At 62.9% G+C, this 21,974-nt stretch carries 25 protein-coding genes and 2 pseudogenes; 14 read left to right on the forward strand and 13 right to left on the reverse strand.

Annotated features, from left to right (window positions below):
• Window positions 1-97: 97 nt before the first annotated feature.
• The 3 genes and pseudogenes from AC5RTT_RS09410 to AC5RTT_RS09420 all read right to left on the reverse strand — a co-directional run.
• Window positions 98-667 (reverse strand): annotated as a pseudogene (locus AC5RTT_RS09410) (alcohol dehydrogenase catalytic domain-containing protein); the annotation flags it as partial.
• A 189-nt stretch (window positions 668-856) separates the two neighbouring features.
• Entirely contained in the window at window positions 857-1,120 is a 264-nt protein-coding gene (locus AC5RTT_RS09415; protein WP_494144962.1) for a universal stress protein, read from the reverse strand.
• A gap of 139 nt (window positions 1,121-1,259) precedes the next feature.
• Window positions 1,260-1,691 (reverse strand): NADPH-dependent F420 reductase, encoded by a 432-nt coding sequence (locus AC5RTT_RS09420; protein WP_494144963.1) that lies wholly within the window; start codon window positions 1,689-1,691, stop codon window positions 1,260-1,262.
• 102 nt (window positions 1,692-1,793) lie between these two features.
• Between AC5RTT_RS09420 and AC5RTT_RS09425 the strand changes: the two genes are divergently transcribed.
• The 4 genes from AC5RTT_RS09425 (at window position 1,794) to AC5RTT_RS09440 (ending at window position 6,300) form a co-directional block, all read left to right on the forward strand.
• Window positions 1,794-2,663, forward strand: coding sequence for a universal stress protein (locus AC5RTT_RS09425; RefSeq protein WP_494144964.1), 870 nt, complete (start codon window positions 1,794-1,796; stop codon window positions 2,661-2,663).
• Between the two features lie 10 nt (window positions 2,664-2,673).
• On the forward strand, window positions 2,674-4,575 hold the full coding sequence (locus AC5RTT_RS09430) for a heavy metal translocating P-type ATPase (protein ID WP_494144965.1): 1,902 nt from the start codon (window positions 2,674-2,676) through the stop codon (window positions 4,573-4,575).
• Window positions 4,576-4,675: 100 nt separating this feature from the next.
• Window positions 4,676-5,854, forward strand: a complete 1,179-nt coding sequence (locus tag AC5RTT_RS09435; protein ID WP_494144966.1) for an acyltransferase family protein — start codon at window positions 4,676-4,678, stop codon at window positions 5,852-5,854.
• Window positions 5,855-5,895: 41 nt separating this feature from the next.
• The gene (locus tag AC5RTT_RS09440) at window positions 5,896-6,300 is read left to right on the forward strand and encodes a DUF1003 domain-containing protein (protein WP_494144967.1); all 405 of its coding nucleotides are present in this window, start codon (window positions 5,896-5,898) and stop codon (window positions 6,298-6,300) included.
• Window positions 6,301-6,354: 54 nt separating this feature from the next.
• Here AC5RTT_RS09440 and AC5RTT_RS09445 read toward each other — a convergent pair whose 3' ends face one another.
• The 5 genes from AC5RTT_RS09445 to AC5RTT_RS09465 form a co-directional block, all read right to left on the reverse strand.
• Window positions 6,355-6,729, reverse strand: coding sequence for a DUF5655 domain-containing protein (locus AC5RTT_RS09445; protein ID WP_494144968.1), 375 nt, complete (start codon window positions 6,727-6,729; stop codon window positions 6,355-6,357).
• 11 nt (window positions 6,730-6,740) lie between these two features.
• Complete coding sequence (locus tag AC5RTT_RS09450) at window positions 6,741-7,211, reverse strand: pyridoxamine 5'-phosphate oxidase family protein (RefSeq protein WP_494144969.1); 471 nt, start codon at window positions 7,209-7,211, stop codon at window positions 6,741-6,743.
• A gap of 66 nt (window positions 7,212-7,277) precedes the next feature.
• Complete coding sequence (locus AC5RTT_RS09455) at window positions 7,278-8,282, reverse strand: zinc-dependent alcohol dehydrogenase family protein (protein ID WP_494144970.1); 1,005 nt, start codon at window positions 8,280-8,282, stop codon at window positions 7,278-7,280.
• Window positions 8,283-8,300: 18 nt separating this feature from the next.
• Window positions 8,301-9,176, reverse strand: a complete 876-nt coding sequence (locus AC5RTT_RS09460; RefSeq protein ID WP_494144971.1) for a universal stress protein — start codon at window positions 9,174-9,176, stop codon at window positions 8,301-8,303.
• A 48-nt stretch (window positions 9,177-9,224) separates the two neighbouring features.
• Window positions 9,225-9,683: a pyridoxamine 5'-phosphate oxidase family protein gene (locus AC5RTT_RS09465; protein WP_494144972.1), complete on the reverse strand. Its 459-nt coding sequence runs from the start codon at window positions 9,681-9,683 to the stop codon at window positions 9,225-9,227.
• A 140-nt stretch (window positions 9,684-9,823) separates the two neighbouring features.
• Here AC5RTT_RS09465 and AC5RTT_RS09470 point away from each other — a divergent pair, with 140 nt between their 5' ends.
• Window positions 9,824-11,506 carry a GAF domain-containing sensor histidine kinase gene (locus AC5RTT_RS09470; protein WP_494144973.1) on the forward strand — a complete coding sequence of 561 codons (1,683 nt, stop codon included), beginning with the start codon at window positions 9,824-9,826 and terminating at the stop codon, window positions 11,504-11,506.
• Between the two features lie 45 nt (window positions 11,507-11,551).
• Here the strand turns inward: AC5RTT_RS09470 and AC5RTT_RS09475 are convergent, their stop codons facing one another.
• Window positions 11,552-12,175: a response regulator gene (locus AC5RTT_RS09475; RefSeq protein ID WP_494144974.1), complete on the reverse strand. Its 624-nt coding sequence runs from the start codon at window positions 12,173-12,175 to the stop codon at window positions 11,552-11,554.
• Between the two features lie 322 nt (window positions 12,176-12,497).
• Between AC5RTT_RS09475 and AC5RTT_RS09480 the strand changes: the two genes are divergently transcribed.
• Window positions 12,498-12,932, forward strand: coding sequence for a universal stress protein (locus tag AC5RTT_RS09480; protein WP_494144975.1), 435 nt, complete (start codon window positions 12,498-12,500; stop codon window positions 12,930-12,932).
• Here AC5RTT_RS09480 and AC5RTT_RS09485 read toward each other — a convergent pair.
• Together AC5RTT_RS09485 and AC5RTT_RS09490 are read right to left on the reverse strand one after the other, a co-directional pair.
• Window positions 12,905-13,369 (reverse strand): annotated as a pseudogene (locus tag AC5RTT_RS09485) (hemerythrin domain-containing protein); the annotation flags it as partial. The gene AC5RTT_RS09480 and the pseudogene AC5RTT_RS09485 sit on opposite strands and share 28 nt — an antisense overlap.
• Window positions 13,370-13,425: 56 nt before the next feature.
• Window positions 13,426-13,731: a DUF3040 domain-containing protein gene (locus AC5RTT_RS09490; protein WP_494144976.1), complete on the reverse strand. Its 306-nt coding sequence runs from the start codon at window positions 13,729-13,731 to the stop codon at window positions 13,426-13,428.
• A 244-nt stretch (window positions 13,732-13,975) separates the two neighbouring features.
• Between AC5RTT_RS09490 and AC5RTT_RS09495 the strand changes: the two genes are divergently transcribed.
• On the forward strand, window positions 13,976-14,587 hold the full coding sequence (locus tag AC5RTT_RS09495) for a hypothetical protein (RefSeq protein WP_494144977.1): 612 nt from the start codon (window positions 13,976-13,978) through the stop codon (window positions 14,585-14,587).
• A 43-nt stretch (window positions 14,588-14,630) separates the two neighbouring features.
• Here AC5RTT_RS09495 and AC5RTT_RS09500 read toward each other — a convergent pair whose 3' ends face one another.
• Both AC5RTT_RS09500 and AC5RTT_RS09505 read right to left on the reverse strand, forming a co-directional pair.
• Complete coding sequence (locus AC5RTT_RS09500; RefSeq protein ID WP_494144978.1) at window positions 14,631-17,399, reverse strand: HAD-IC family P-type ATPase; 2,769 nt, start codon at window positions 17,397-17,399, stop codon at window positions 14,631-14,633.
• A 45-nt stretch (window positions 17,400-17,444) separates the two neighbouring features.
• A complete protein-coding gene (locus AC5RTT_RS09505) occupies window positions 17,445-17,903 on the reverse strand; it encodes a universal stress protein (RefSeq protein ID WP_494144979.1) in 459 nt (152 codons plus the stop codon).
• Window positions 17,904-18,119: 216 nt separating this feature from the next.
• On the opposite strand from AC5RTT_RS09505, the gene AC5RTT_RS09510 reads away from it, so the two are divergent.
• The 7 genes from AC5RTT_RS09510 to AC5RTT_RS09540 all read left to right on the forward strand — a co-directional run bounded on the left by AC5RTT_RS09510 (window position 18,120) and on the right by AC5RTT_RS09540 (window position 21,771).
• Entirely contained in the window at window positions 18,120-18,566 is a 447-nt protein-coding gene (locus AC5RTT_RS09510; RefSeq protein ID WP_494144980.1) for a hypothetical protein, read from the forward strand.
• A 184-nt stretch (window positions 18,567-18,750) separates the two neighbouring features.
• Window positions 18,751-19,059 (forward strand): DUF2933 domain-containing protein, encoded by a 309-nt coding sequence (locus AC5RTT_RS09515; RefSeq protein ID WP_494144981.1) that lies wholly within the window; start codon window positions 18,751-18,753, stop codon window positions 19,057-19,059.
• The gene (locus tag AC5RTT_RS09520; protein WP_494144982.1) at window positions 19,049-19,720 is read left to right on the forward strand and encodes a methyltransferase family protein; all 672 of its coding nucleotides are present in this window, start codon (window positions 19,049-19,051) and stop codon (window positions 19,718-19,720) included. The genes AC5RTT_RS09515 and AC5RTT_RS09520 overlap by 11 nt, the downstream gene beginning before the upstream one ends.
• Window positions 19,721-19,763: 43 nt before the next feature.
• Window positions 19,764-20,612 carry an ABC transporter permease gene (locus AC5RTT_RS09525; protein ID WP_494144983.1) on the forward strand — a complete coding sequence of 283 codons (849 nt, stop codon included), beginning with the start codon at window positions 19,764-19,766 and terminating at the stop codon, window positions 20,610-20,612.
• A gap of 79 nt (window positions 20,613-20,691) precedes the next feature.
• Window positions 20,692-20,829: a hypothetical protein gene (locus AC5RTT_RS09530; RefSeq protein ID WP_494144984.1), complete on the forward strand. Its 138-nt coding sequence runs from the start codon at window positions 20,692-20,694 to the stop codon at window positions 20,827-20,829.
• A gap of 16 nt (window positions 20,830-20,845) precedes the next feature.
• A complete protein-coding gene (locus tag AC5RTT_RS09535) occupies window positions 20,846-21,097 on the forward strand; it encodes a hypothetical protein (protein ID WP_494144985.1) in 252 nt (83 codons plus the stop codon).
• 2 nt (window positions 21,098-21,099) lie between these two features.
• Complete coding sequence (locus tag AC5RTT_RS09540; RefSeq protein WP_494144986.1) at window positions 21,100-21,771, forward strand: LOG family protein; 672 nt, start codon at window positions 21,100-21,102, stop codon at window positions 21,769-21,771.
• Window positions 21,772-21,974 lie beyond the last annotated feature (203 nt).

Consider the following 21,974-nt stretch of genomic DNA (forward strand, 5'->3'; position numbering starts at 1 on the left):
ACGCCTTCGCCGTTCAATTCCCCAACCGACTCCCGATCTGACCACCCGGCAGACCGGACAACCGACCGGTCCCTTACACAGAAAACTTGACACCCCCGGCGATGGCTGCCAAGCCGACCGGACCGGCTCCGATCACCGCCACAGTGTCACCGGGCTTTACCCGGCCGTACTGCACGCCGATTTCAAAGCCGGTAGGGAGAATGTCGGAGAGCATGACGGCCTGTTCGTCGGTCACCCCGGGAGGCAGGAGGTGCAGGGAATTGTCCGCATAGGGAACCCGCACGTACTCAGCCTGGGTGCCATCGATCAAATGGCCAAAGACCCAGCCGATCCCGGGCGCGCCCTCTTCACCCAGGCAGTGGGAATAGAGCCCCGATTTGCAGTTTGCGCAATGGCCGCAGGACTTGATGCAGGAAATGATTACCCTGTCACCCGGCCTAAGGCCGGTCACAGACTGTCCTACCTCGGTGACGGTTCCCACTCCTTCGTGGCCCAGGACCCGCCCTTCCCTGACAGCCGGAACATCGCCCTTGAGGATGTGCAGGTCGGTGCCGCAGATGGTGGTTGTGTCCACTTTGACGATGGCGTCACCCGGGTGTTGGATCGTCGGATCGGGCACGTCTGTCCAGGATTTCCTGCCGGGCCCACCGTAGACGATGGCTTTCATAACGGCTCCCTTAGGTTGGCTGTTGTTTTAGGCACGAGGACGGCCTCCCTCCAAGAATCGTCCACCCTTGCCGCAGCGGTAAGGGGCGAAAGTCCCGGACCCCGGCGCCTGCAGGCTCCGTGATTGGTGCATGGGGTTTCCTTGGTTTCAAGGCCGCTATGGTGGTTCCGAGCGAGGAAACCGGGACAGCTACGCGGCGTCCTCCGCTTCCTCGCCGACCACCAGCACGGGGCAATGTGCATGAGCCGCACATGATGCGCTGACCGAACCCATGAGCTGGCCGAGGAGGCCGCCGTGGCCCCGCCGCCCCACAACCAGCAACTGGGCGTTGCGGCTTTCATCCACCAGGACCCTGGCCGGCGGATTCCATGAGGCGCTTGGCAACGGCTTCAAGCTCACCGCGCTGTCGATATACCCTGGTGGCAGGTGGGCGGGAAGGTAGAAGTCGGACATTCCCAGGCATGTGACCACCCGTAACGGGGCCTCCAGAAGGGAAGCAAACTTTCCCGCCAGCCGCAGGGACAAAGGGGGAGTATTCGCAACCGTCGACTCCAACAACTACGGGCTTGTTAACACTGTTGCGGACCTGCTCCTAAGGAAATATCCGGAGTGCAGTATCCCAGTTGAAGTGCTGGTGTTCAGGACTCACCTGCAGCCCAATGACCACCAGCATGAACGCTTCAAGTTCGCGTGCGCGTCGCAGCGGCCCGACGTCGATAGGCCTTAGGCCGCCGGTTGCTGCCACAGCGCTGACCTTTTCTTTGGCCTGCTCGGAGTCGCCATCGATAAACACATCCAGGTGCTGACCAGCCACGCTGCCAGCCTCAAGGGTGGTGGCGAACGTTGTGTTGAACGCCTTTACCACGTCCGCGCGTCCGTTCAACAGGCGCGCTGTCTCTCCGGCTGAGGAGGTTCCCGGCGGCGTAATCAATCCGTCGAAGTTAGAGACATCAACCGTGTTGCTGATGTTGACTACGACCCGTCCATCAAGAGAGTCACCCACCTCAAGAATGGCGTTGTGCACGTCCTTGCCCGCTCGACCAGAAAACAGGGACGAAAGCCCCGAACCCCTATGTCCGGGGCTTAAGGCACTGGCAATTCCCGCGGTAAGAGGCACACTGGGGCCATGGACCGGGGACGGGAAGTACACGACGTACTCGCAGGGGCTGATGACTCAAATGCCGGACGGCAAGCGGTGGATTGGGCTGCACAAAGAGCCGATGACCGCGGCCTTCGCCTGCACCTGATGAGGGCGGTTCCGGAGCGTTCCTATTTCCGGAGTCCTGCCCAATATGCCGAAGCGGTGACACAGGCAGAGATGGTGCTGTCCCGTGAACGGGCGAGAGTCTCCGCCCGGCACCCGTCACTGGAGATCGTGACCGAGTGGCGGCCTGGTGAGCCGGCGGTGATGCTGAGCCGGTTGTCCGCGTACGCCGACATGGTGGTTCTAGGTTCGGATAGGCCGGCCGACGGCCGGGGGGAGCGATTCGGGTCCGTGAGTTTCCAGGCCGCAATGGTGTGTCAAAGCCCAGTCGCCGTCATCCCCGCCGGGGACGGGACCGGGCGGACCGGGGTGGTAGCGGGCTTCGATGGGTCCGCCGACTCTCGAATTGCTCTGGGAGTGGCCGCGGAGGAGGCAGACCGGATGGATGCGGCGCTGACCGTGCTGCATGCTTCGCCTTCGCCGACCGTGGCGAATCAGCTGGGCGGCGTGGGTGGTGACATCCCGAAAGGGGACCCCGGAATGTTGCTCTCAGCAGTTGCCCGTGGCATTCGTGATCTCTATCCGGCGCTGACTATGCTGGAGACGGTTGTCCCGGAAGCTTCGCCTGCCGATGCACTGGTACAGACCGCTGGGCAGGCACGCCTTCTGGTGATCGGCCGCCGGGGACGGGGCGGGCTCCGCAAACCCGTCGGTTCCGTCGCCGAAAAGGTCCTTGAGCGCCTGCCTTCTCCAACGATTATCACCCGCCCCCCGTCTCCCCAAGCCAGCTAGCGTCAATGGCATGGCCCGCTTACCGCTGACACGTCTGATTGTGCGTTTTCCACTGGTGGCCGCTACCTTGGCTGCCGGGCTGATCGTCGCTGTCCTCCTTTCGGCAGGGCAGGGGCCGGCAGCCAGGTGGGCTGCGAGCGCTTACGCCGTCCTTGCTGCCGCGTTTAGGTCCGTCGCCATGGTCCGATCGCTACTGCGGGGCCGGTGGGGAATTGATCTCCTGGCTGTGACTGCCATCGCATCCACAGTGGCGGTGGGGGAGTACGTGGCCTCGCTGATTATCGTGCTGATGCTGGCGGGAGGGGAAGCGCTGGAAGAGGTCGCGCACGGGCGGGCAACGCGGGAGCTTAGGTCACTGCTTGAGCGCGTTCCGCAGACAGCCCATAGACAGCTGCCGGGCCTGTCCCCCGAAGACATCCCGGCGGAGGCTGTCCGCCCGGGCGATATTCTCATGGTCAAACCGTCAGAGGTTCTTCCCGTGGACGGACTTCTCCTCACGGCCACCGGCAGTTTCGACGAATCCACCCTGACGGGCGAGAGTATGCCGGTGGAGCACGTCCGGGGCGACATGCTGCTCAGCGGATCAGTCAATGGCGAAACCGCCGTGCACATGAAGGCAAGATCGACAGCGAAGGATTCGCAGTACAGCCGTATTGTGGCGCTGGTCCAGGAAGCGGCATCGAGCCGGCCCCCCGTGGTCCGGCTCGCCGACAGGTATGCCTTTCCGTTTACGCTCCTCGCTTTCGCCCTCGCAGGGGCAGGTTGGTACGTCAGCCAAGACCCGGGCCGGTTTGCGCAAGTCCTTGTTGTCGCCACCCCCTGCCCGCTGCTCATCGCCGCTCCAGTTGCGTTCCTTGCGGGCACCAGCCGGGCTGCACGCTCGGGCATCATCGTTAAGAACGGCGGAACCCTTGAGCACCTCGCCCGCGTGCGGACGGCAGTGTTCGACAAGACCGGCACACTCACGTACGGCCGTCCCACCCTGCACAGCATCAGGATTTCGCATGCAGCTTCCGGGTTGATCAGCGAGGACCGGCTCCTGCAGCTTGCGGCTTCGGCGGAGCAGTACTCTTCACATGTCCTCGCCTCGTCCGTCATTGATGCTGCACGTGAACGTGGACTGGACCTGCTGGAGGGAAGGGATGCGTTCGAACATGCAACCCAGGGCGTCACGGCCACCTGCGGAAACCAGACCGTGGTGGTGGGCAAACCTGGCTTCGTCAGGTCCGTCACCTCGGGGTTCGAGGAGGCCGTGGTGGCTGGCGGGCAATTGGCGGTCTATGTGGGAATCAACGGCGGTTTCGCGGGTACCCTGATCATGAGCGATCCGCTGAGGGACGACGCAGTGGGAACTTTGGCGGAGCTGCGCCGGTTGGGCGTCCAGGAAACGCTCCTCCTCACTGGAGATGCGCAGGCCACTGCCGAACAGATCGCCGCCGAGGCAGGAATATCACGGTTCCAGGCGGGATGCCTCCCCGGGGACAAGGTGTCCGTCGTCGCGGGACTGCGGGCACGTCCGGTCATGATGGTGGGTGACGGCGTCAACGACGCTCCAGTCCTGGCCGCCGCGGACGTCGGCATTGCGATGGGAGCCAAAGGGTCAACGGCGGCAAGTGAGTCAGCGGACGTCGTCATTATGCTCGACGACCTGTCCAAAGCGGCGTTGGCCGTCGACATTGGCCAGCGCACTGTCCGGATAGCGCTGGCAAGCATCTGGACGGGGATCCTGCTGAGCATAGGCCTGATGGTGGCAGCAGTGTTGGGCTACATTCCTGCTGTGGCCGGCGCCCTCCTGCAGGAACTGGTGGACCTGGCTACTATCTTGAACGCGCTTCGCGCCCTGGGCGACGGGCGCCACCTCCACGGGACGTCGGCGGGCAGCCTGCGGGTGGGCGTTTCGGCAGTTAGGTGAGGTACTGCCTCCTGGCGTACTCTCCAAGCCGGCAAGTTACGTCTGAACACGGGGCCTTCCGGCCCTGATCCGGGCCGCGTAGGGCTACTAGCATGGCTGCATGGGCACGCAGAGTCCACCGGTGCCGGTCCCGCCAATGAGGGTGGAAGCCCTGGACAACCTGAAGGTGGTCCTTATATCGGCCATCATCGCCATCCACGGCGTGCTGGGATACGCCGGCTATGACGAATGGTGGTCATACGCCGATGTGCAGGAGACAGTACTCCAGCCGGAAACCGAGATTATCCTTATGGTCCTGGTCGGACCGTTCGCGCTGTTCATGATTGCCCTGCTGTTCCTGATGGCCGGGCTGTTGGCGGCCCCGTCCCTGCAGCGGAACGGGATACGAGGTTTTGTTCGCGCCCGCCTGCTCCGGTTAGGACTTCCGTTCCTTGTCTTCACACTCTTCCTGTGGCCGGCGCTGATGTATGCGCTCTACCACCCCTTGGGCAAGGCACCCGGCGATTATTGGGAGGAGTTCCTCAGTGAGGAAGGGTATATCGACGCCGGTCCCTTGTGGTTCGTGGGCGTGCTCCTGATCTTTTCGCTTGCTTATGCCGGACTGGAGGCATTGATGCGGCTTCCGCCGCCCGGGACCGCCAGGCGCCTGAAGAAGCACGGAAGCCGCGGCCCCGGTGTTGGCTGGCTGTTGCTGATCACCGCGGGGGCGGCAGCCGCTTCGTTCGTTGTCCGGCTGGCCTACCCATTCGGGACGGAGACTGTCACTGACCTCAACCCCTGGGAATGGCCCGTCTGCCTGGCGCTGTTCATCCTGGGGATTGTGGCATCGGGGCGGGGGTGGATGACGGAAATCCCCCGAAGCCTTCACCGGCGCTGCCGCACCATCACGGTCTTCGCGGTGATGGCAACAGCGGGTCTCTTGTTCCTGGCGTATCGGTTGGGCACATTGCAGCACCTACTGGGCGGATGGAACCGGCTGGCTTTGGCTTTCGCCGTTATTGAAAGCACTCTGTCTGTGTTCGGATCAATCTGGATCCTTGGCGCGGCGCAAAAGCATGTGTGGAGCTTCAACCGGTGGGGAGCAGCGCTGCGGCGGAGTACCTATGCCGCATTCCTGGTCCAGGGGCCGGTGCTCATTGGATTTGCGGTTGCTCTGCGTCCCCTGGACGTAGCCGCCGAGGTGAAGGCGGCCATTGTGGCCACGGGAGGTGTGGCCGGTTCGTTCGCACTGGCCTGGCTACTGATTCGCAGTCTGCCACCGCTGGCCCGCGTGCTGTGATCCCAGCGGCAGGCCGGCGTCCTGCCACATACCCTTGGCACATGAGCGAACGAAGAACTACCTGGCATGTGCGGCACAAGGAGAGCTTGAGCCGCGGCGAGCGGGCGGCGGACATTCTCCGCAACGGCATGGGCAGCTGGACATTCGTAGGCCTGTTCATGGTGTTTATGGCGGGATGGGCAGCACTTAATTCCTATGTCCTGGCAACAGATGCCTGGGACCCCTATCCCTACATACTCCTCAACCTCTTCCTCTCAATGCTCGCGGGGCTTCAGGGCGCCATCTTGCTGATTGCCGCCAAGCGCCAGGATGCCATCGCGGCCGCAATGGCACGCCACGATTACGAGACGGATGTGCAGTCAAAGGCAGAAATCGACCGGCTGATTGCAATCAACAGCCGGCAGCTTGAACTGCTGGAGGAACTTCGGGCGATGCTGCAGCGGTGATGAGACACGCGGGGACGGCGGCAGGAAGCCTTCAACGGATCCACTGCCACCGCCTCAGCCGGCAGAGTCATAGGCCTGGCGCATCCATTCCGCCACCTCGGCGTCCAGCTCGCTGCTGTTCAGAAGCTCAATATGGTGCATCCAGATTGAGGGAGAGGGGTGGGCGACTTCCTTGAACCGCGGCGATTCCGCCTCGTAAGGAAGCGCCAGCGACAGGACCACGGGAACCACGGATTTTATGTAAGCGCCCGGACGCCACAAATACGCGAAGCCACGCCGGCGGCGGAACGAAACCTGGCTCTTGCTCACTCGGACCTCCATCGGTCCAAAGCCTGACGCCATTCGTTCCGCGGCCCGGTAAATGCCATAGGCCGTGTCGGAACCCGAAAAAAAGCGGGCAACAGTCCAGGGCTCCCCGCCGTTCACCACGACGGTCCGGGCTACTCGAACCCGGCCCGGGTGGCCTCATCCAATGGAGTCCGCCACGTGCCGGCGGCAGACATGGTGAACCTCCTGCCCGTTACCGACTGGGGAACGATCCGGATAAGGTGGTCCTGACCGACCCCCTGCCAGGGAAAGAGGCCACGGCGTGGCTCATTCAGTGCCGGCCCCGCGGCATCATCCTGAACCGCCCTGCCCTTGACAACCACGCTCCAGGCCAGGCCAAATTCGGCACTCACGCTGTCCGCCTCCAAGGCAACCAGGGAGTTTGCTTCAATGGCCCGCAGCTTGGTTCCACTGCCGGTCCGGAAAATTAGGCCCTCTCCGTCAAGCTTGAAGCTCACCGGGAAGACATCCGGCTGGCCATCCACCACCACGCCAAGCCGTCCCACACTTGTGTGGCCCAGCAATTTCCAGCACTCCTCGGTGTCGAGGATTTCTGCTTCTGGCACCATGTTCTTGTCGGTCATGTCCCGATCCTATGGTGGGTGCTGATGACTCAACAGGGCCCAAAGACCTTTGACCTCCGGCTTCACTCATGATGGAAGGAGGAGGACAGCGGATCCGGTAATCCGGTCTGCTGCCAGGTCATCCAGCGCCCTGTCAGCGTCCTCGAACGGATATGTGGTCGTGGTGGGTACCAGCGGGATTTCGGCCGCAAGCGCCAGGAACTCATGGCCGTCCCCGCGGGTATTGGCAGTGACGCTGCGCAGCTGGCGCTCGTAGAACAAGTCAGCGGTGTAGTTAAGGGAAGGGATGTCGCTGAGGTGGATTCCGGCGACGGCGAGGGTTCCACCACGGTCGAGGGCGCGCAGCGCCACGGGCACCAGCTCGCCAACGGGTGCAAAGAGAATAGCGGCATCAAGGGGTGCCGGTGGAACGTCGTAAGCACCGCCAACGAACTCTGCGCCAAGGTCGCGCGCCAGCGAGCGGGCCGGTTCGGAGCGCGTCATGACGAAGACGGACGCGCCCAGGTAGATCGCCATCTGCGCTGTCAGGTGCGCGGAGCTTCCGAAGCCGTAGATGCCTAGGCGTCCGCCAGGGGGCAGTTCTGCCCGTTTCAGGGCCCGGTACCCGATGATTCCCGAGCACAACAGCGGCGCCGCTTCTTCATCGGCAAATACCTCCGGAATCCGGTAGGCAAAGTCCTCCGAAACGGTCATCTGCTCCGCGTAGCCGCCATCCCTGTCCCATCCCATGAAGACGGGTGCCACGCACAGGTTTTCGTCACCCCGCCGGCAATATGCGCACCTGCCGCACACCCCGCCGAGCCAGGCTACGCCAACCCTGTCGCCCTGTCTGAACCTTGAACTGTCAGATCCGGTTTCAGCCACCACACCAACGGCTTCGTGTCCCGGTACCACATTCTGATGACGGGGTTCGAGGTCCCCCTCCGCAAGATGAAGGTCGGTCCGGCATATTCCGCACACACTCACATGGACCAGGAGTTCATTGGCCTTGGGCCTCGGGTTCCCCCGCTCACCCATCACTAAAGGACGGCTGGACATGGGCCCGGGCCGGCCCACCCACCATGCGCGCACTGCGGCCTCCTCGTGGCATCACTTCTCGTGCGGGGTCTTCTTCAGGCGGGTGATCACCGTGGGGCAGGGAGGCCGGGTCAGGACTGCATGCGCGGTCGATCCCAGCAGGAGCCGCCCGAAGCTGCCCCTGCCGCGGCTGCCCAGCACCAGCATCCTCGCGTTGGCGGCTGCCTGGCCCAGGGCCTCGGCTGGTTCCACGACAGTTTCCAGTACGGCGTGTATTGCCAGGCCGGGGTAGTCCTGCCGGAGTCCGGCCACAGTTTCAGACAGGACGATTTGTTCCTCTTCCATGACATGTTCGGCGAAGCTGCTGGATGGGAGCCCCGCCTTGATCCAGCGGTTCGGACCAGTGAATGCGTAAACGACCGTAAGTTCCACGCCCAGCGCATCGGCCTCCGCCGCGGCGAAAGATACCGCCTGCGTGGACTCCCGCGATCCGTCCACACCGACGACGATGCCATGCCCGTTGTCCTGCCCGGTTCCGACGACGGCAACCGGAGATTCTGCGACGGCGGCTGCCTGCAGCGCCCGGTCAGTGAGTGCGCCGCGTGAATGGCCGCTGCTGCCCAAGACCAGCATGGAGGCATGCTTTGAATATTCACCGAGTGATGCCCCGATGCTTCCTTCCAGCAGTTCAACGGAAACCTTCAGGTCCGGTTCCGTACTGCGGACGCGTTCTTCCGCCTCCCGCAGCATGTCCTGCACGGACTTGCGCAGCACGTCGATATACGGGAGGGCCTCCAGTGCCTCACCTGCCATCCAGCGGTCGTCAAGGACATGCAGGATCGTCAACGGCAGCTTGAGCCGGCGGGCGCGGGAAGCTGCCCAGAGCAGGGCCGCACTGGAAGGGGAGGAGCCGGTGATGCCGACGGCGATGGGCTTGTTGGCGTCCAAATTGGTTGCCTTCCTTGGTGCTGACGTTCGACAGTCCCGTCCTGTTTCTCAGGCTTTGTCGGCCTCTTGGGGGCCCCACCAGTGTGTGGGCGGGGCGATGACAAATCTTCGCCCGGAGATCTCCTCAGGTGTTACCCGGATGAGGCTGTTCTTGGGTCCCGCCTGCCAAGGGGACAAACCGGCATCCGCGGCATCCTGGAACTCTTCAGTGTCCTCCACGGCGGCAGCGTGGCCTTTCACCACCACGCTCCACGCGATGGTGCCGTACTGGTTCAGCCCGTCGGCTTCCAATGACACGGCTTTACGGCCGGATACCGCATCCAGTTTCGTCCCCTCACCGGTGCGTATCAGCAAGGTACCGTTGCTTGGTACGTAGTTGACGGGGAAGATTTCCACCGTGTCGCCGTGTGGGAAGGCGATTCTGCAGAGGGACGTTGACCTGAGGTATCTCCAACATTCGTGAAGGCCAAGGGTCTCCGCTTCGGGTTCTGTTGCTGCTGTGTCCATGGCCGTAGCCTAGGGCCGAGAACCCGGGCGGGGTAGGGGAGAAGGTCCCGCAGCGTTAATTTTGCCTAACTCGTAGACTGGCCTGACGCCTGCAACACACCAGCCCGCAAGGACGCGGGCAGTTTCACAGGAGGTCGGATATGAGCACTGAGCCGTGGCGTTCCCCGATGAAGGAAAGGGCGGAGGATCTTCTGCGGGGCTTTGTGGCCCGTGCGGATGAACTGCTGCAGACCCAGGAACGGATGAACGGCCTGCTGTCCGCCGTTGTGTCCCTGGCTGAGGATTTGAGCCTGGAAGCCGTTCTGGACCGTTTGGTGCGGTCTGCCTGTGAGCTTGTGGGCGCCAAGTACGGCGCAATGGGAGTCATTGGCGAGGACCGCAGCCTGAGCCATTTCATCACTGTGGGAATTGACGACGAAGGCATAAGATCCATTGGGGATCTGCCAACAGGGCATGGTGTCCTGGGGCTGTTGATCCGGGAGCCAAAGCCGTTACGCCTGCATGACTTGGGCAAGCATCCCATCACCTCAGGATTCCCGCCCAACCACCCACCCATGAAGTCTTTCCTCGGAGTGCCCGTCCGAGTGCGGGACGAGGTGTTCGGGAATCTTTATCTCACCGAGAAGAGCGGCGGGCAGGATTTCACGCCGGAGGATGAAGACCTTGCGGTAGCCCTGGCTGCCGCCGCTGGCGTTGCGATTCAAAATGCCCGCCTCTTTGAAGAGAGCAAACGGCGTCAAAAGTGGCTCGAAGCCGGAATGGAGTTGAGCAGCCGGCTGATCCTGACGCCGAATCCAGGAGATGCGGACAACCTCGACCTCGTTGCTGAAACCGCCCTGAGGGTGTCCGATTCCGTGCTGGCTGTGATTGCCGTTCCATCTGGTGACGGCGTCCTCAGGTGCAGGTCCTGCCTAGGGGTACAGGGCCTGCAGGCGGGGGAGGAAATTGCCGCTTCCGGCGTGGTCGCCAGAGTTATCGAAACAGGGGAGTCGCTGGTGGTGCGGGATCCCCAGCAGGTGTTCGGTGACGAGGTGGCGGAAAAGCTTGGTTCGGTGCTGGTGTGCGCCATCGGCCACAGCACCAGTGAGAACGGTGTGTTGCTGCTCGCCCGGCCCCAGGGCTCAACTGGCTACAATCAAGCTGAGCTGGAGTCCAGCACCCTGTTCGGAAGCAGGATTGGGCTGGCGCTCGACCTGGCGCGGGTCCATGCCCTCCGTGAACAAAATCTCCTGTTCACTGACCGGGAACGCATTGCCCGCGATCTGCATGACCTGGTTATTCAACGGCTCTTCGCCGCCGGATTGAGTATTCAGAGCCTGCGCCGCTATACGCTGGACCCTGTTGCGCATGAACGGATTGCAGCCGTAACCACTGAGCTCGACGACACCATCAGAAAGCTACGGGACACGATTTACTCGCTTCGGACAGGGCAGGAAGACCGCGAGCCGCTCACCAGCCGCGCCTTACGGGTGGTGCAGCATCATTCCCGCAGCTATGGGGTGGAACCAAAACTGGTTTTCGCCGGCCCGGTGGATGATGCAGTGCCGGAACATGTGGCTGGACACCTGCTCTCCGTTCTTTCTGAGGGATTGAGCAATGCTGCCCGCCATTCCGGTGCCGCGGAAATCGGCGTGACCGTATCAGTCATCCAAAACCAGGTTGAGTTGGTGATCCAGGACGACGGCCGTGGCTTCGAAGAGCCGACGAGGGTCAGCGGCATCGCCAACATGCGGCACCGCGCAAAGTTGCTGGGCGGTACCTGTTCCATTCACAGCGCGCCGGGGGAAGGGACCCGCATTATCTGGTCTGTGGGTCATCTGTAACCCATGCCGTCAGGCAGAAAGCCTGCCAGCTTCACCGCCGGACGCTTACTCCGCCTCCGGGGCATTTCTGGTCACATAGACGGCAGCCTGTGTCCGCCGCTCGAATCCCAGTTTCGCCAAAATGGAGGATACGTAGTTCTTCACTGTCTTTTCGGCCAGGAAGAGTTCATCGCCGATCTGGCGGTTAGTCAGTCCTTGCCCGATCAGCGTCAGGACTTTTTTCTCCTGGGCGCTGAGCGCTTCCATTCGAGGATCGGTGGGAGCCTTGGTGATGCCATCGATAATCCGCTGTTCAAGTCCTGCCGGGAACAACGACTCACCGGCGGCAGCCTTTCGGATTCCGGCGAGGAGGTCATCGCTCCGAATTTGCTTCAGGATGTAGCCTGATGCACCGGCCAGGACTGCACCGCGTATGGCCTGCTCGTCGTCGTAGCTGGTCAGGATCAGGCAGTGCAGCCGGGGATCGAGGGAACGCACATCGCGGCATACCTCAATCCCGGTGCCGTCGGGGAGCCGTCCGTCCAAGATTGCGATATCGGGTTGCAGGGCGGGGATACGCCGCGTGGCTTCTGCCGCCGAGCCGCTTTCACCGACCACCTCAAATCCTTCACCCTCAAGCAGGTCTTTGAGTCCTTGCCGGACGAGTTCGTGGTCATCCAGTATGAACACCCGGATTGTTACCTGGGGATCGGTAACTCCATCCGATCCTGACTCATGCCTTTGCACTCCACGCTCCCAACTTCATCAGCCCCCAGCCTGCACTGGTGTGCAAGGCGGACCCTGTGAAGGTCCTGGTGCCCATTCTTCCGTTGCAAAGTATCCACTGATAGGGACCAAAGACCGGAATAAACGGTGTCGCCTGCCCTGCAGACCACGGCTTCCGGTCGTCTCTACTTTTGGACAGTTCATCAATGACTTTTGGCCCTAGCCGCGCAACCACGCGTTTGTCCATTCTGGAGCAACGGTATGTAGAGAGAACGGAGCACGGGGTATGGCGATGGAACCGCAGAAGATTCTTGTGGGCGTCGATGGTTCTGATGCCTCCGTCGAAGTCCTCCGCGTAGCCCGCACGCTGGCCGGACCTCTTGAAGCGCCCGTTGAGGCATGGGCATGCTGGGACATTCCCCCCGGCTACGGCGTGTACCTCGCCGTGGGGACCGAAGGATTCAAATATGCTGCCAGGGAAGTTCTGGAGCAGTCCCTCGAGATGGCATTTGGCCGGGAACGGCCCGAATTTCTGCGTGGCCGGCTGGTTCAGGGCAGGGCTGCTCCGCTTTTGATCGAGGGGACCCGGAATGCTTCACTGCTGATCGTGGGGAGACGGGGGCATGGCGCCTTTGTGCCTGGTTCTGTCAGTTCGGCTTGCGTCAGCCACGCCCACTGCCCTGTCCTGGTTGTTCACGCTCCGGAGGAAGACGGAGCGTGACCGCGGTGGTGATGGGCAGTTTCTCCGGTCAGCTCGTGGAGTCCTTTCACTGATTCTGCAAGGGACAACTCAGGCGAGCCGGCAATAAAAGGCATCAGGAGGCGGTTCTCCTTATCCAGGTGCAGGGCAAAGATCCGCTGGATGGCGCTGCCCGCCACTGCGGCCGGGATTCCGTCGGCGGTGCGCAGTTCCTCGACAAGATCGATTATCACTTGATGCTCGGCCAGCATCCCTTCCACCAGCAGCTTTCCTTCCGGTGTAGCGCGAGGTCCATCATATAAAGGTCCCTCTTCGGCCAGTGCATGGGGAATGAGTACACTGTCGCACCAGTCCAGAAGTGCTGTCTGTGCCTTCTCTTCGCCAGCTGCATCGCCTGCCTGGACAGCTGCCGTCAACAGCCCCACGAGCACGTTCAGCTCCTTGAGCATGTCGGCGTGATGCTCTTCGACTGCCTAAAGTGCCTGTGCTTCCGAGGTGGCGTCCTTGCCATGGTTCATGATTCCTCCTGGACGTTATCCCTGGCTTTTTGATGTATTCCCTGGAGGTTCCGTGTGATCCAGTACGCGGCAGCGCACATGACGGCGAAACCCGTGACCCCCACCAGCGGAGCCTTGACAAGCAGCCCGACCGCGAGGAGGCAGAGGCCTGCCAGGAGAGCGGCCAAGCCGCCACGGATGCGGGTCCTGCCAAGGTGCAGGAAGGAATCCTGGCTTAGCAGCACGGCAAGCCCCGGATCGTCCTGCTCGAGGTCACTGCTGATCTTCTCGAGCTCCCGTCGTTCAAATTCCGAGAGTGGCATGCTGGCCTCCAGGTGTGGTGTACATGGCCTTGGTTACGGCCCCTGCGGACCTGTTCCCAGCATGTCTTCCATCGACGTGGAACAGTAGGGCCAAAAGTCGCAACTGGATGGCGTGCGCCAGCCACCATGATGCGTGCGGGGCTTTCGGCACTGTTGGCAGGGTCCGAACGCCGCTGACCATGGGAGGGAACTAAAGGAGGGGGCTGGGGTTGGCGTGCGCTGGGAGTTGGAGGAAGGAAAAGCCGTGACGGACCGGACCGCGTTCCTGGCCCGCTGGGTACGTTGGGTAAGTCTCGGCGAGAGCCTGGGCTTCCTTGCCCCGGCTGTTGCCCAGCTCGTTGCCGCCGCTATCTGGCCGGCTGCCACATTTTTGCTGCTCGTGTTGGCAGGTTTTGTCGAGGGCGCGGTCCTGGGGTGGTTTCAGGTGCGCGTGCTCCGTAGCCGGCTTCCTGCTGTCTCCATCCGCCGCTGGATCCTGTTGACAGGCGCGGCAGCCGCAATGGCCTGGACCCTAGGTTTGCTGCCGTCCGCAAGCAACGCCTGGCAGGGTTGGCCGACAGCTGCCCAGGTAGCGGCAGGAACCACGGCCGCTATTGTGCTCCTGGTTTCGATCGGCCTCGGACAATGGATCGAACTGCGGCACCATGTTCCGCGGGCGTGGCGCTGGATTGCAGGTAATGCCGCAGCATGGGCCGCAGGGCTGGGTGTTTTTATGGCGGTCGCTACTCCGTTGTGGCAGCCGGGCCAGGACATATGGCTTACAGCTGCCATAGGCGTCGGCGCTGCAGTTTTGATGGCGGTGGCCATGGCTATGGTCACCGGCCTGGTCATGGTGCGGCTCCTGCCAAAGACTTGAAGCAAGCCCCTGGGTGTTCGTATCCGCCGGAAGCGTTCCCAGGCTAGAACGTGTGGCGCCGGAAGCGTTTGTCCACTGCCACAACAAGGGAAGCGAGCAGGGCAATGCCCAGGATCCGCAACCAGGACTCCAGGCCGATGGGTGCCGTGTGGAAGAGGTCGTTCATGACCGGGGAGTAGGTGAGTGCAAGCTGGCCGGCCGTCTGGACCAGAACGCCCAGGATGACCCAGCGGTTGCTGAAGATACCGATCCGCCAAACTGAGCGGGTAAGGGAACGGCAACTGAACAGGTAGAACAGCTCCACCGCGACGAAGAGGTTGACTGCAGCGGTCCGGGCTTCGGCAACGGATGCACCACCGGCAAGTTCCATTTCGAATATCCACCATGTGCCGGCTACGAGGAGGGCGGAGACCAACAGGATCCTTAGGGTGAGTGCCCAAGTCAGGAGCGGACGATCAGGCTCCCGGGGAGGGCGGGACATCAGGCCTGGTTCCTTTGGCTCGAACGCCAGCATCAGGCCAAGGGCAACTGCGGTGGTCATGTTGATCCACAGAATCTGGGTGGGCAGGATGGGAAGCGTTGCTCCAATCAGGATCGCCACGAGGATTACCAAACCTTCTCCCATATTGGTAGGCAGCGTCCAGACGATGAACTTGGTCAGGTTGTCGAAGACGTTGCGGCCTTCTTCAACGGCGGCTTCGATGGTGGCGAAGTCGTCGTCGGTCAGGACGATGTCCGAGGCCTCTTTGGCCACTTCCGTTCCTGACCGCCCCATGGCTATGCCCACGTTTGCCTGCCTTAGCGCCGGTGCGTCGTTGACGCCGTCGCCCGTCATGGCGGCCACATGTCCGAGGGACTGTAAGGCTCTGATCAGGCGAAGCTTCTGTTCTGGAGATACGCGTGCGAAAACGCTGGCGTGCTCCACGGCCCGGGGCAGTTGATCAGACGGGATAGCGTCCAGTTCGGCACCCGTGAGCGCGGTGCGGTCGTAACGGTTCGCGGTCAGGCCCACGGCTTCGGCAATGGTCGCCGCAGTTCCAACGTGGTCCCCGGTGATCATTTTTACGGCTATGCCCGCCTGATGACAGGCATGTACGGCTGCCGCCGCTGCTTTCCTGGGCGGATCAAACATCGCCTGAAGTCCGGTCAGCGTCATGTGTCCGTGCAGGTTGCCCGCTTCAAAGGCTGTTCCAGGCGGCAGATGCATGGTTGCAGTCGCGAGTACCCTCAGGCCCTTTACTGCGAAATCGTGAACCTCATCAAGGACCGCCTGCCTGGCGAGGGGCGCGCTTCCGCCGTCGCTGTCCATCTGCGCCTCGCAGAGCTCAAGTACCCTTTCCGCCGCGCCTTTTACCAACACAATGCCGCTGCCTCCTGTGGGTCCTGGGGAGTGGAGCGTGGCCATGTACTGCAGCTCGGACGTAAAGGGCAGGGTATCGATCCGCGGGTTTGCGGCAAGGAACGCGGCGACGTCCACGCCTCCTTTTCCGGCTGCCACCAGCATTGCTGCTTCCGTAGGATCGCCCTGGGCCTGCCAGACATGTCCCTCGCGGATGACCTTGGCGTCGTTGCAGGCGCCTCCTGACAGCAGCGACCAGTACAGTGCAGCATCATGCTTTGCCGCCTTTGGTGCCGCAGCCTGAACATCCTCCCCCTGCGGAAGAACCTGACCCTCCGGGCCGTACCCGGAACCTGTGACAACGTAACCGGCGGATGGAGTCCACAGGGCCCGTACCGTCATCTGGTTTTCGGTGAACGTACCGGTTTTGTCCGAGCAGATGACAGTGGTGCTGCCCAATGTCTCAACCACGGGCAGGCGGCGGACAACGGCACGGCGCCGGGCCATACGGCGCACTCCGATGGCGAGGGTTACCGTAACTGCTGCCGGCAGACCTTCCGGGATCGCCCCCACGGCAAGGGCGACGGCGGCGGTAAACATTTGTGCTGGCTGCTGGCCGCGTGCCACTCCCGCAGCGAAGGTCACAGCGGCCAGGGCGAGGATAACAACGGTAAGCGTCATGCTGAAGCGGGTCAGTTTCCGGGTCAGCGGTGTGGACACTGGCCGGACAGCTCCCATGAGCCGATGAATCTCACCGAGCTCCGTCTCACCACCGATGGCGACGACGACGCCCGCGCCTGCGCCTGCAGTCACCAAAGTACCGCTGTAGACCATGTTCCGACGATCTGCCACGGGTGTGGTCGGGGGCAGGACCGCCTCGTCCTTTGCTACGGCTTCTGATTCCCCCGTTAGGGCGGACTCATCTACCCGCAGGCCGGACAGGCGGACCAGCCGAATGTCGGCCGGTACTTTATCACCTGCTTCCAGCAGGACAAGGTCTCCCGGGACAAGTTCCTCAGAGGGGACCTCCAGCCTTTGCCCGCCCCTGACCACCACTGCCCGGGTGCGGACCAGTGTGTGGAGGGCGTCGAGGGCAGCTTCTGCCCTGACTTCCTGCACAAAACCAACCAGCGTGTTGACCAGTACGACGGCGAGGATGACGCCGGAGTCCAGATACTCGCCAAGAACCAGGGTGACGACAGCCGCGGCCAGCAGTACGTACACCAGCGGATTGTTGAACTGCCGCGCGAGCTTGCGTGCAAATCCTCCGGACCGCGAACGAGGCAGGACATTCGCTCCGAACTGTCCCTGCCGGCGGGTCACCTCCTGAGCAGCAAGGCCTTGCCCCGGGTCTGTTTCAAGCAGCAGGACAACCTCGTGCAAAGGGAGCCCGTGATGGGCGGCCCCAGGAGGTCCGTTCGGCCCCGCAGTGTGCCCTGTGCCGGTGATCTTTACTTGCCTGATCCTTTCCATGATCCTGGCCCTTCCTTATCTTCCGGGCCGGGTGCACCACACGGCCTAGGATGTCTCCGCTTGTTTTTCCGGTGTATGGACCACCAGCACTGGACAGTGGGCGTGGGCCACCAAGGCTGAGCTGACTGAGCCCAGCAGCAGTCCGCCAAAGCCTCCATGCCCGCGCCGGCCCACCACGACCATGTCGGCGTTGCGGCTGGCTTCAATCAGCGATTCCCGCGGGTGGCCACGCACCAGGTTGGAGACGACGTTCGACGGCGGTTGGTCACCGAACGCCGTCCTGACTGCCTCATCGAGGATTTGCCCGGCGCGTTCTTCGAAGCCCTCGATCCCCATCAACATGTAGCCCGAATAAACCTGCGGGTAGTCCCAGTAGGCGTTGGCCAGGACCTTGGCTCCAAGGGGTAACGCCATGCGCTGGGCCTGCCGCAACGCCTCGATGGAGGCCTCCGATCCGTCAACCCCCACAACAATTTGGGCAAATGGCGCTCCAGCAGTACTCATCTCAGCTCCTCACGGGACCGGTGCGGTCTCACGTAATGATTTCCCGGCGGAGCAGGGCCGGGTAGGGCCGAAAGTCACTGCACAAGTGTGTCCCATCTATGAGGACACGTGGATGATCGGGGACGGGAACTTCGGCCCTAGCGGTGAAAGCCAAAGGGGCAAACACTAGGAGCAACAGGTGAAGAACCCTGTGGAAGGCGGCACTCATGAGCGGCGATGCACGTGACAGCTGACCATTCTTCCCACCATCTTCCGGACGCCGGGGGCCGGCAGGGCCCGGTTCCTTCAGGACATAGCCTGTGGAGCAGGCTCCATGCGTTATGGCACACACTGGTCGGTGCAGTCGGCCTGCTCATGGGGCTCCTGCCGCACGTCCTGCACCATATTGGGCTGCTCGCCGGGACCGCGCTGGTCGCGGGGTCCGGCGGCACCGTGCTGTTCGGCGCGCTGGGGCTCCTTGCCTCTATTCCGATGTTGGTCCGGCTCTACCGGCGGTTCGGCAGCTGGTTTGCGCCGGCCATTGGCCTGCTCCTCTTCGCCGCAATGTTCTCCTTGTCCGCGTTCGTCATCGGCCCGGCCATCAGCGGCACAGGAGCAGAGGTAGACCCCGGCCCCGTACCCACGGTGGACCATACAGGCGACCACACCGGCCCCGGCCACTGACCCCGCAGGTAAATCCTTCAAGGGCATGCTCCGGGCCGGAAGGCCTGCACTTTCGGCTGAGCCGTGACTGAAGTGCCGGCCCGTTGTCCGCGGGCGGGGAGCAGCAGCTGCAACCCATAAACACTGGTGGACCGGGGTCCTTGGGCCCTAGCCCGGGCGGGCGCTGCAGACGGAAGATCGAGGCATGAGCAACCTTCCGGGTTCGCGCCGTCCTGAACTCCCCGGATCAGTGCGCGGCCCTTTCCAGCCCTGGACGCAGACGCTGCTGATCGTCCTGATATCGGCGGCGGCGGTGTACCTCATCACCAACCACTGGCTTCATATCCTGGACTCCCTGCCCTATCTGGGGGTGGTGCTGGTGATGAGCCTGTGCATGTTCGGGCATGGAAGCCACGGCGGCCAGGGTGGCTCTCACCAGGGACACGGCGGGCAGGACAGCGGGGAAGCGCCCGGCCGCCCTGAGGCCGGAGGAGGTACCGGCAATGTCCACTGACTACGGGTATGACCTGTGGTGGCTGGTGATCATCAATTCGGCGGTGTTCATCGTTTTCGCGTTCAGTTTTGTCCGGCCCAGCACAAAAATGGACTGGCGGGCCTTGGGCGGTTTTTCGGCGTTCGTCGTGGCGCTCTTCACCGAGATGTACGGGTTCCCTCTGACCATCTACCTGCTCTCGGGCTGGTTGGGTGACCGGCTACCGGGCGGGGATCTGCTGAGCCACAACACGGGTCACTTGTGGCAGGACCTCGCCGGGTGGCAGGAGGACCCGCACCTGAACCCGCTGCACCTTCTGAGCAACCTGCTGATCGCGGCAGGATTTATCCTGCTGTACCTGTCCTGGCAGGTTCTGTTCGCGGCCCAGAGGGACCACCGCCTGGCGGTCACGGGCCCGTACGCAAGGATCCGGCATCCCCAGTACGTGGGGTTCCTGGTCATCATGGCCGGCTTCCTGCTGCAGTGGCCCACGCTCCTGACCCTGCTGATGTTCCCGTTTCTCGTCATCGTTTACCTCCGCCTGGCCCGAAGGGAGGAACGCGTGATGGAGACCGAGTTTGGTGAAGCCTACGCGGCGTACCGCCGTCAGGTTCCAGGCTTCATCCCCCGACTGGGACACCGGCCAGCGAGTGCGGGGCCGAAGCTGCAGAAGGGCCCGTGATGATCCGGCGCCCGGGCAGGGATGCTGAGACAGGGTTGCCCCCATGCTGTTCCTGGCGGTAAAGAACCTGCTCCAGGAAAAGACCCGGATGCTCATCAGCGTCGGCGGGGTCGCGTTCAGCGTGCTGCTCATCATGAGCATTCAGGGCCTCTACCAGGGCTGGAGCAACAAGATCGGTGAATACATCCGCACCGTGCCCGCGGACTACTGGGTCACCCAGACCGGCGCGACGGACATGTTCCACACCCCTTCAGTACTGCCCCTGACCGTCCGGGACGTCTTGACCGATGCTGAGGGGGTCGCCAGCGCCAAACCCTTCAGCGGCCGTAGGGTCGCCTTCCCGCACAACGGCAAGGACATCAACCTCCAGGTCATCGCCGCTGACCGGGAGAACAACGTCGGCGCTCCGGCCAGGGTCGTCGAGGGCAAAGCCGTTCCCGGTAAGGGCGAAATTATTATCGGCCGGGTCGTCGCCCGGAGAGAGAACATCCGGCTCGGAGACACCATCCAGGCCGCCGGCAGGACGCTGAAAGTCGCCGGCTTTTCCGAGGGCGGATACATCCTTAGCTTCTCGTTTGCGTTCGCCACGAAGGAAGATGCCGAAAGCATCCTCCACCTTCCCGGCGCCACGAACTTTTTCCTCGTCACGTTCAAAGAGGGCGCCGATGCAGGGGCCGTGGCGTCGCGGATTGAAGCGGATTCGCCCGTGGATGCGATTACCAAGGACAGGTTCGTGGAGAACAACACGAACATCGTCCGGGACACGTTCCTGCCTATCTTCCTGGTTCTGCTGCTGATCGGCATCGCCGTGGGCATGACGGTCATCGGCCTGACCATCTTCACGTCCACCATAGAATCCGGCCGCTTGATGCTGCCTGGATATTCGCAGTGACCGTGGTGATGGCCGTGGTGTCATCGTTGCTGCCGGTCCGGCGTCTGGCCCGCATCGATCCGGCCGAAGTGTTCCGGGCATGAGCGCCGTCTCCGTCCAGGACGTGTCCAAGACCTTCGGGTCTGGCCATACTGCCGTGACCGCCGTTGAGCACGTGTCCCTCGAGGTGGAGTCCGGGGACATCGTGCTCGTGATGGGGTCCCTCCGGCTCCGGTAAAACAACCCTGCTGTCCATGATCGGGACCCTCATGTCTCCCACGACGGGGCGGATCCTCATTTCCGGGCAGGACACCTCCACCCTCGCACCGGCCCAGCTGTCCGGGCTGCGGCTGCGCGAATTCGGCTTCGTCTTCCAGACCTTCAACCTGCTCTCGGCACTGGCCGCGAAACGGGTCATCACCATCGAGGACGGCCGCCTCACTACTGAAGAAGTCGGGGAACACAACCTGAACTGCCGCATGCACGCCGGAGCGGGATCGTCATGAAAATGACCGATGACGAACTGCTCGCAGCCCTGGCCGATCCGGCCGAGGACCCGGCCCGGATGGAACGCATCGCGGCCGAAATCGGCGCCGGCTTCGATTTGCTCTCGGGCAGGCTCGGCAAGGCAGTGACTGTCTTCGGGTCCGCACGCCCGGGCCCTGACGATCCCCGCTACACAGCCGCCCGAATCCTGGGGTCGCGGCTCGCCGGCGCCGGTTTTGCGGTTATCACCGGCGGAGGCCCGGGCCTGATGGAAGCGGTAAACCGCGGTGCCCGTGACGCCGGAGGCACCTCTGTTGGCCTTGGCATCGAACTTCCGAGTGAACAGTCACTGAACCCCTACCTGGATCTATCCATGTCCTTCCGGTACTTCTTCGCCCGGAAGCTCATGTTCATCCGCTACGCGACGGCGTTTATCGTCCTGCCCGGCGGATTCGGCACCCTGGATGAACTTTTCGAAGCCCTGACACTCGTGCAGACCGGAAAAATCCACGAATTCCCCGTGGTCCTGATGGGCGCTGACCACTGGTCAGGGCTCACTGACTGGATCCGCGACCACCTCCAGGACCAGGAATTCGTCGCCGCCGATGACATCCGGCTCCTGCGCGTCACTGACGACATCGACGAAGTCATCGAAGTGATCCAGCACTGCCACCTGCGCCAACTTGCCCTCTGAACGGGACGGAGGATAGGTGATGTGAACGTCCGCTTTCCTTGGGCAGGCCAGCATCGGCTTAGTCCTGGCCTCGCACTGGCTTGTCCTCCACCATCCGGACGGCAGAACCAGCCGGGGCAAGGTGACTAAAGACTCTGACAACACAAGGCGGCAAGGACGAGAGTGAATCCCAAGGGCACCGGTGGGCCCGGGGAGCGGGCAGG

Source organism: Arthrobacter sp. Y3221157, assembly GCF_059089865.1.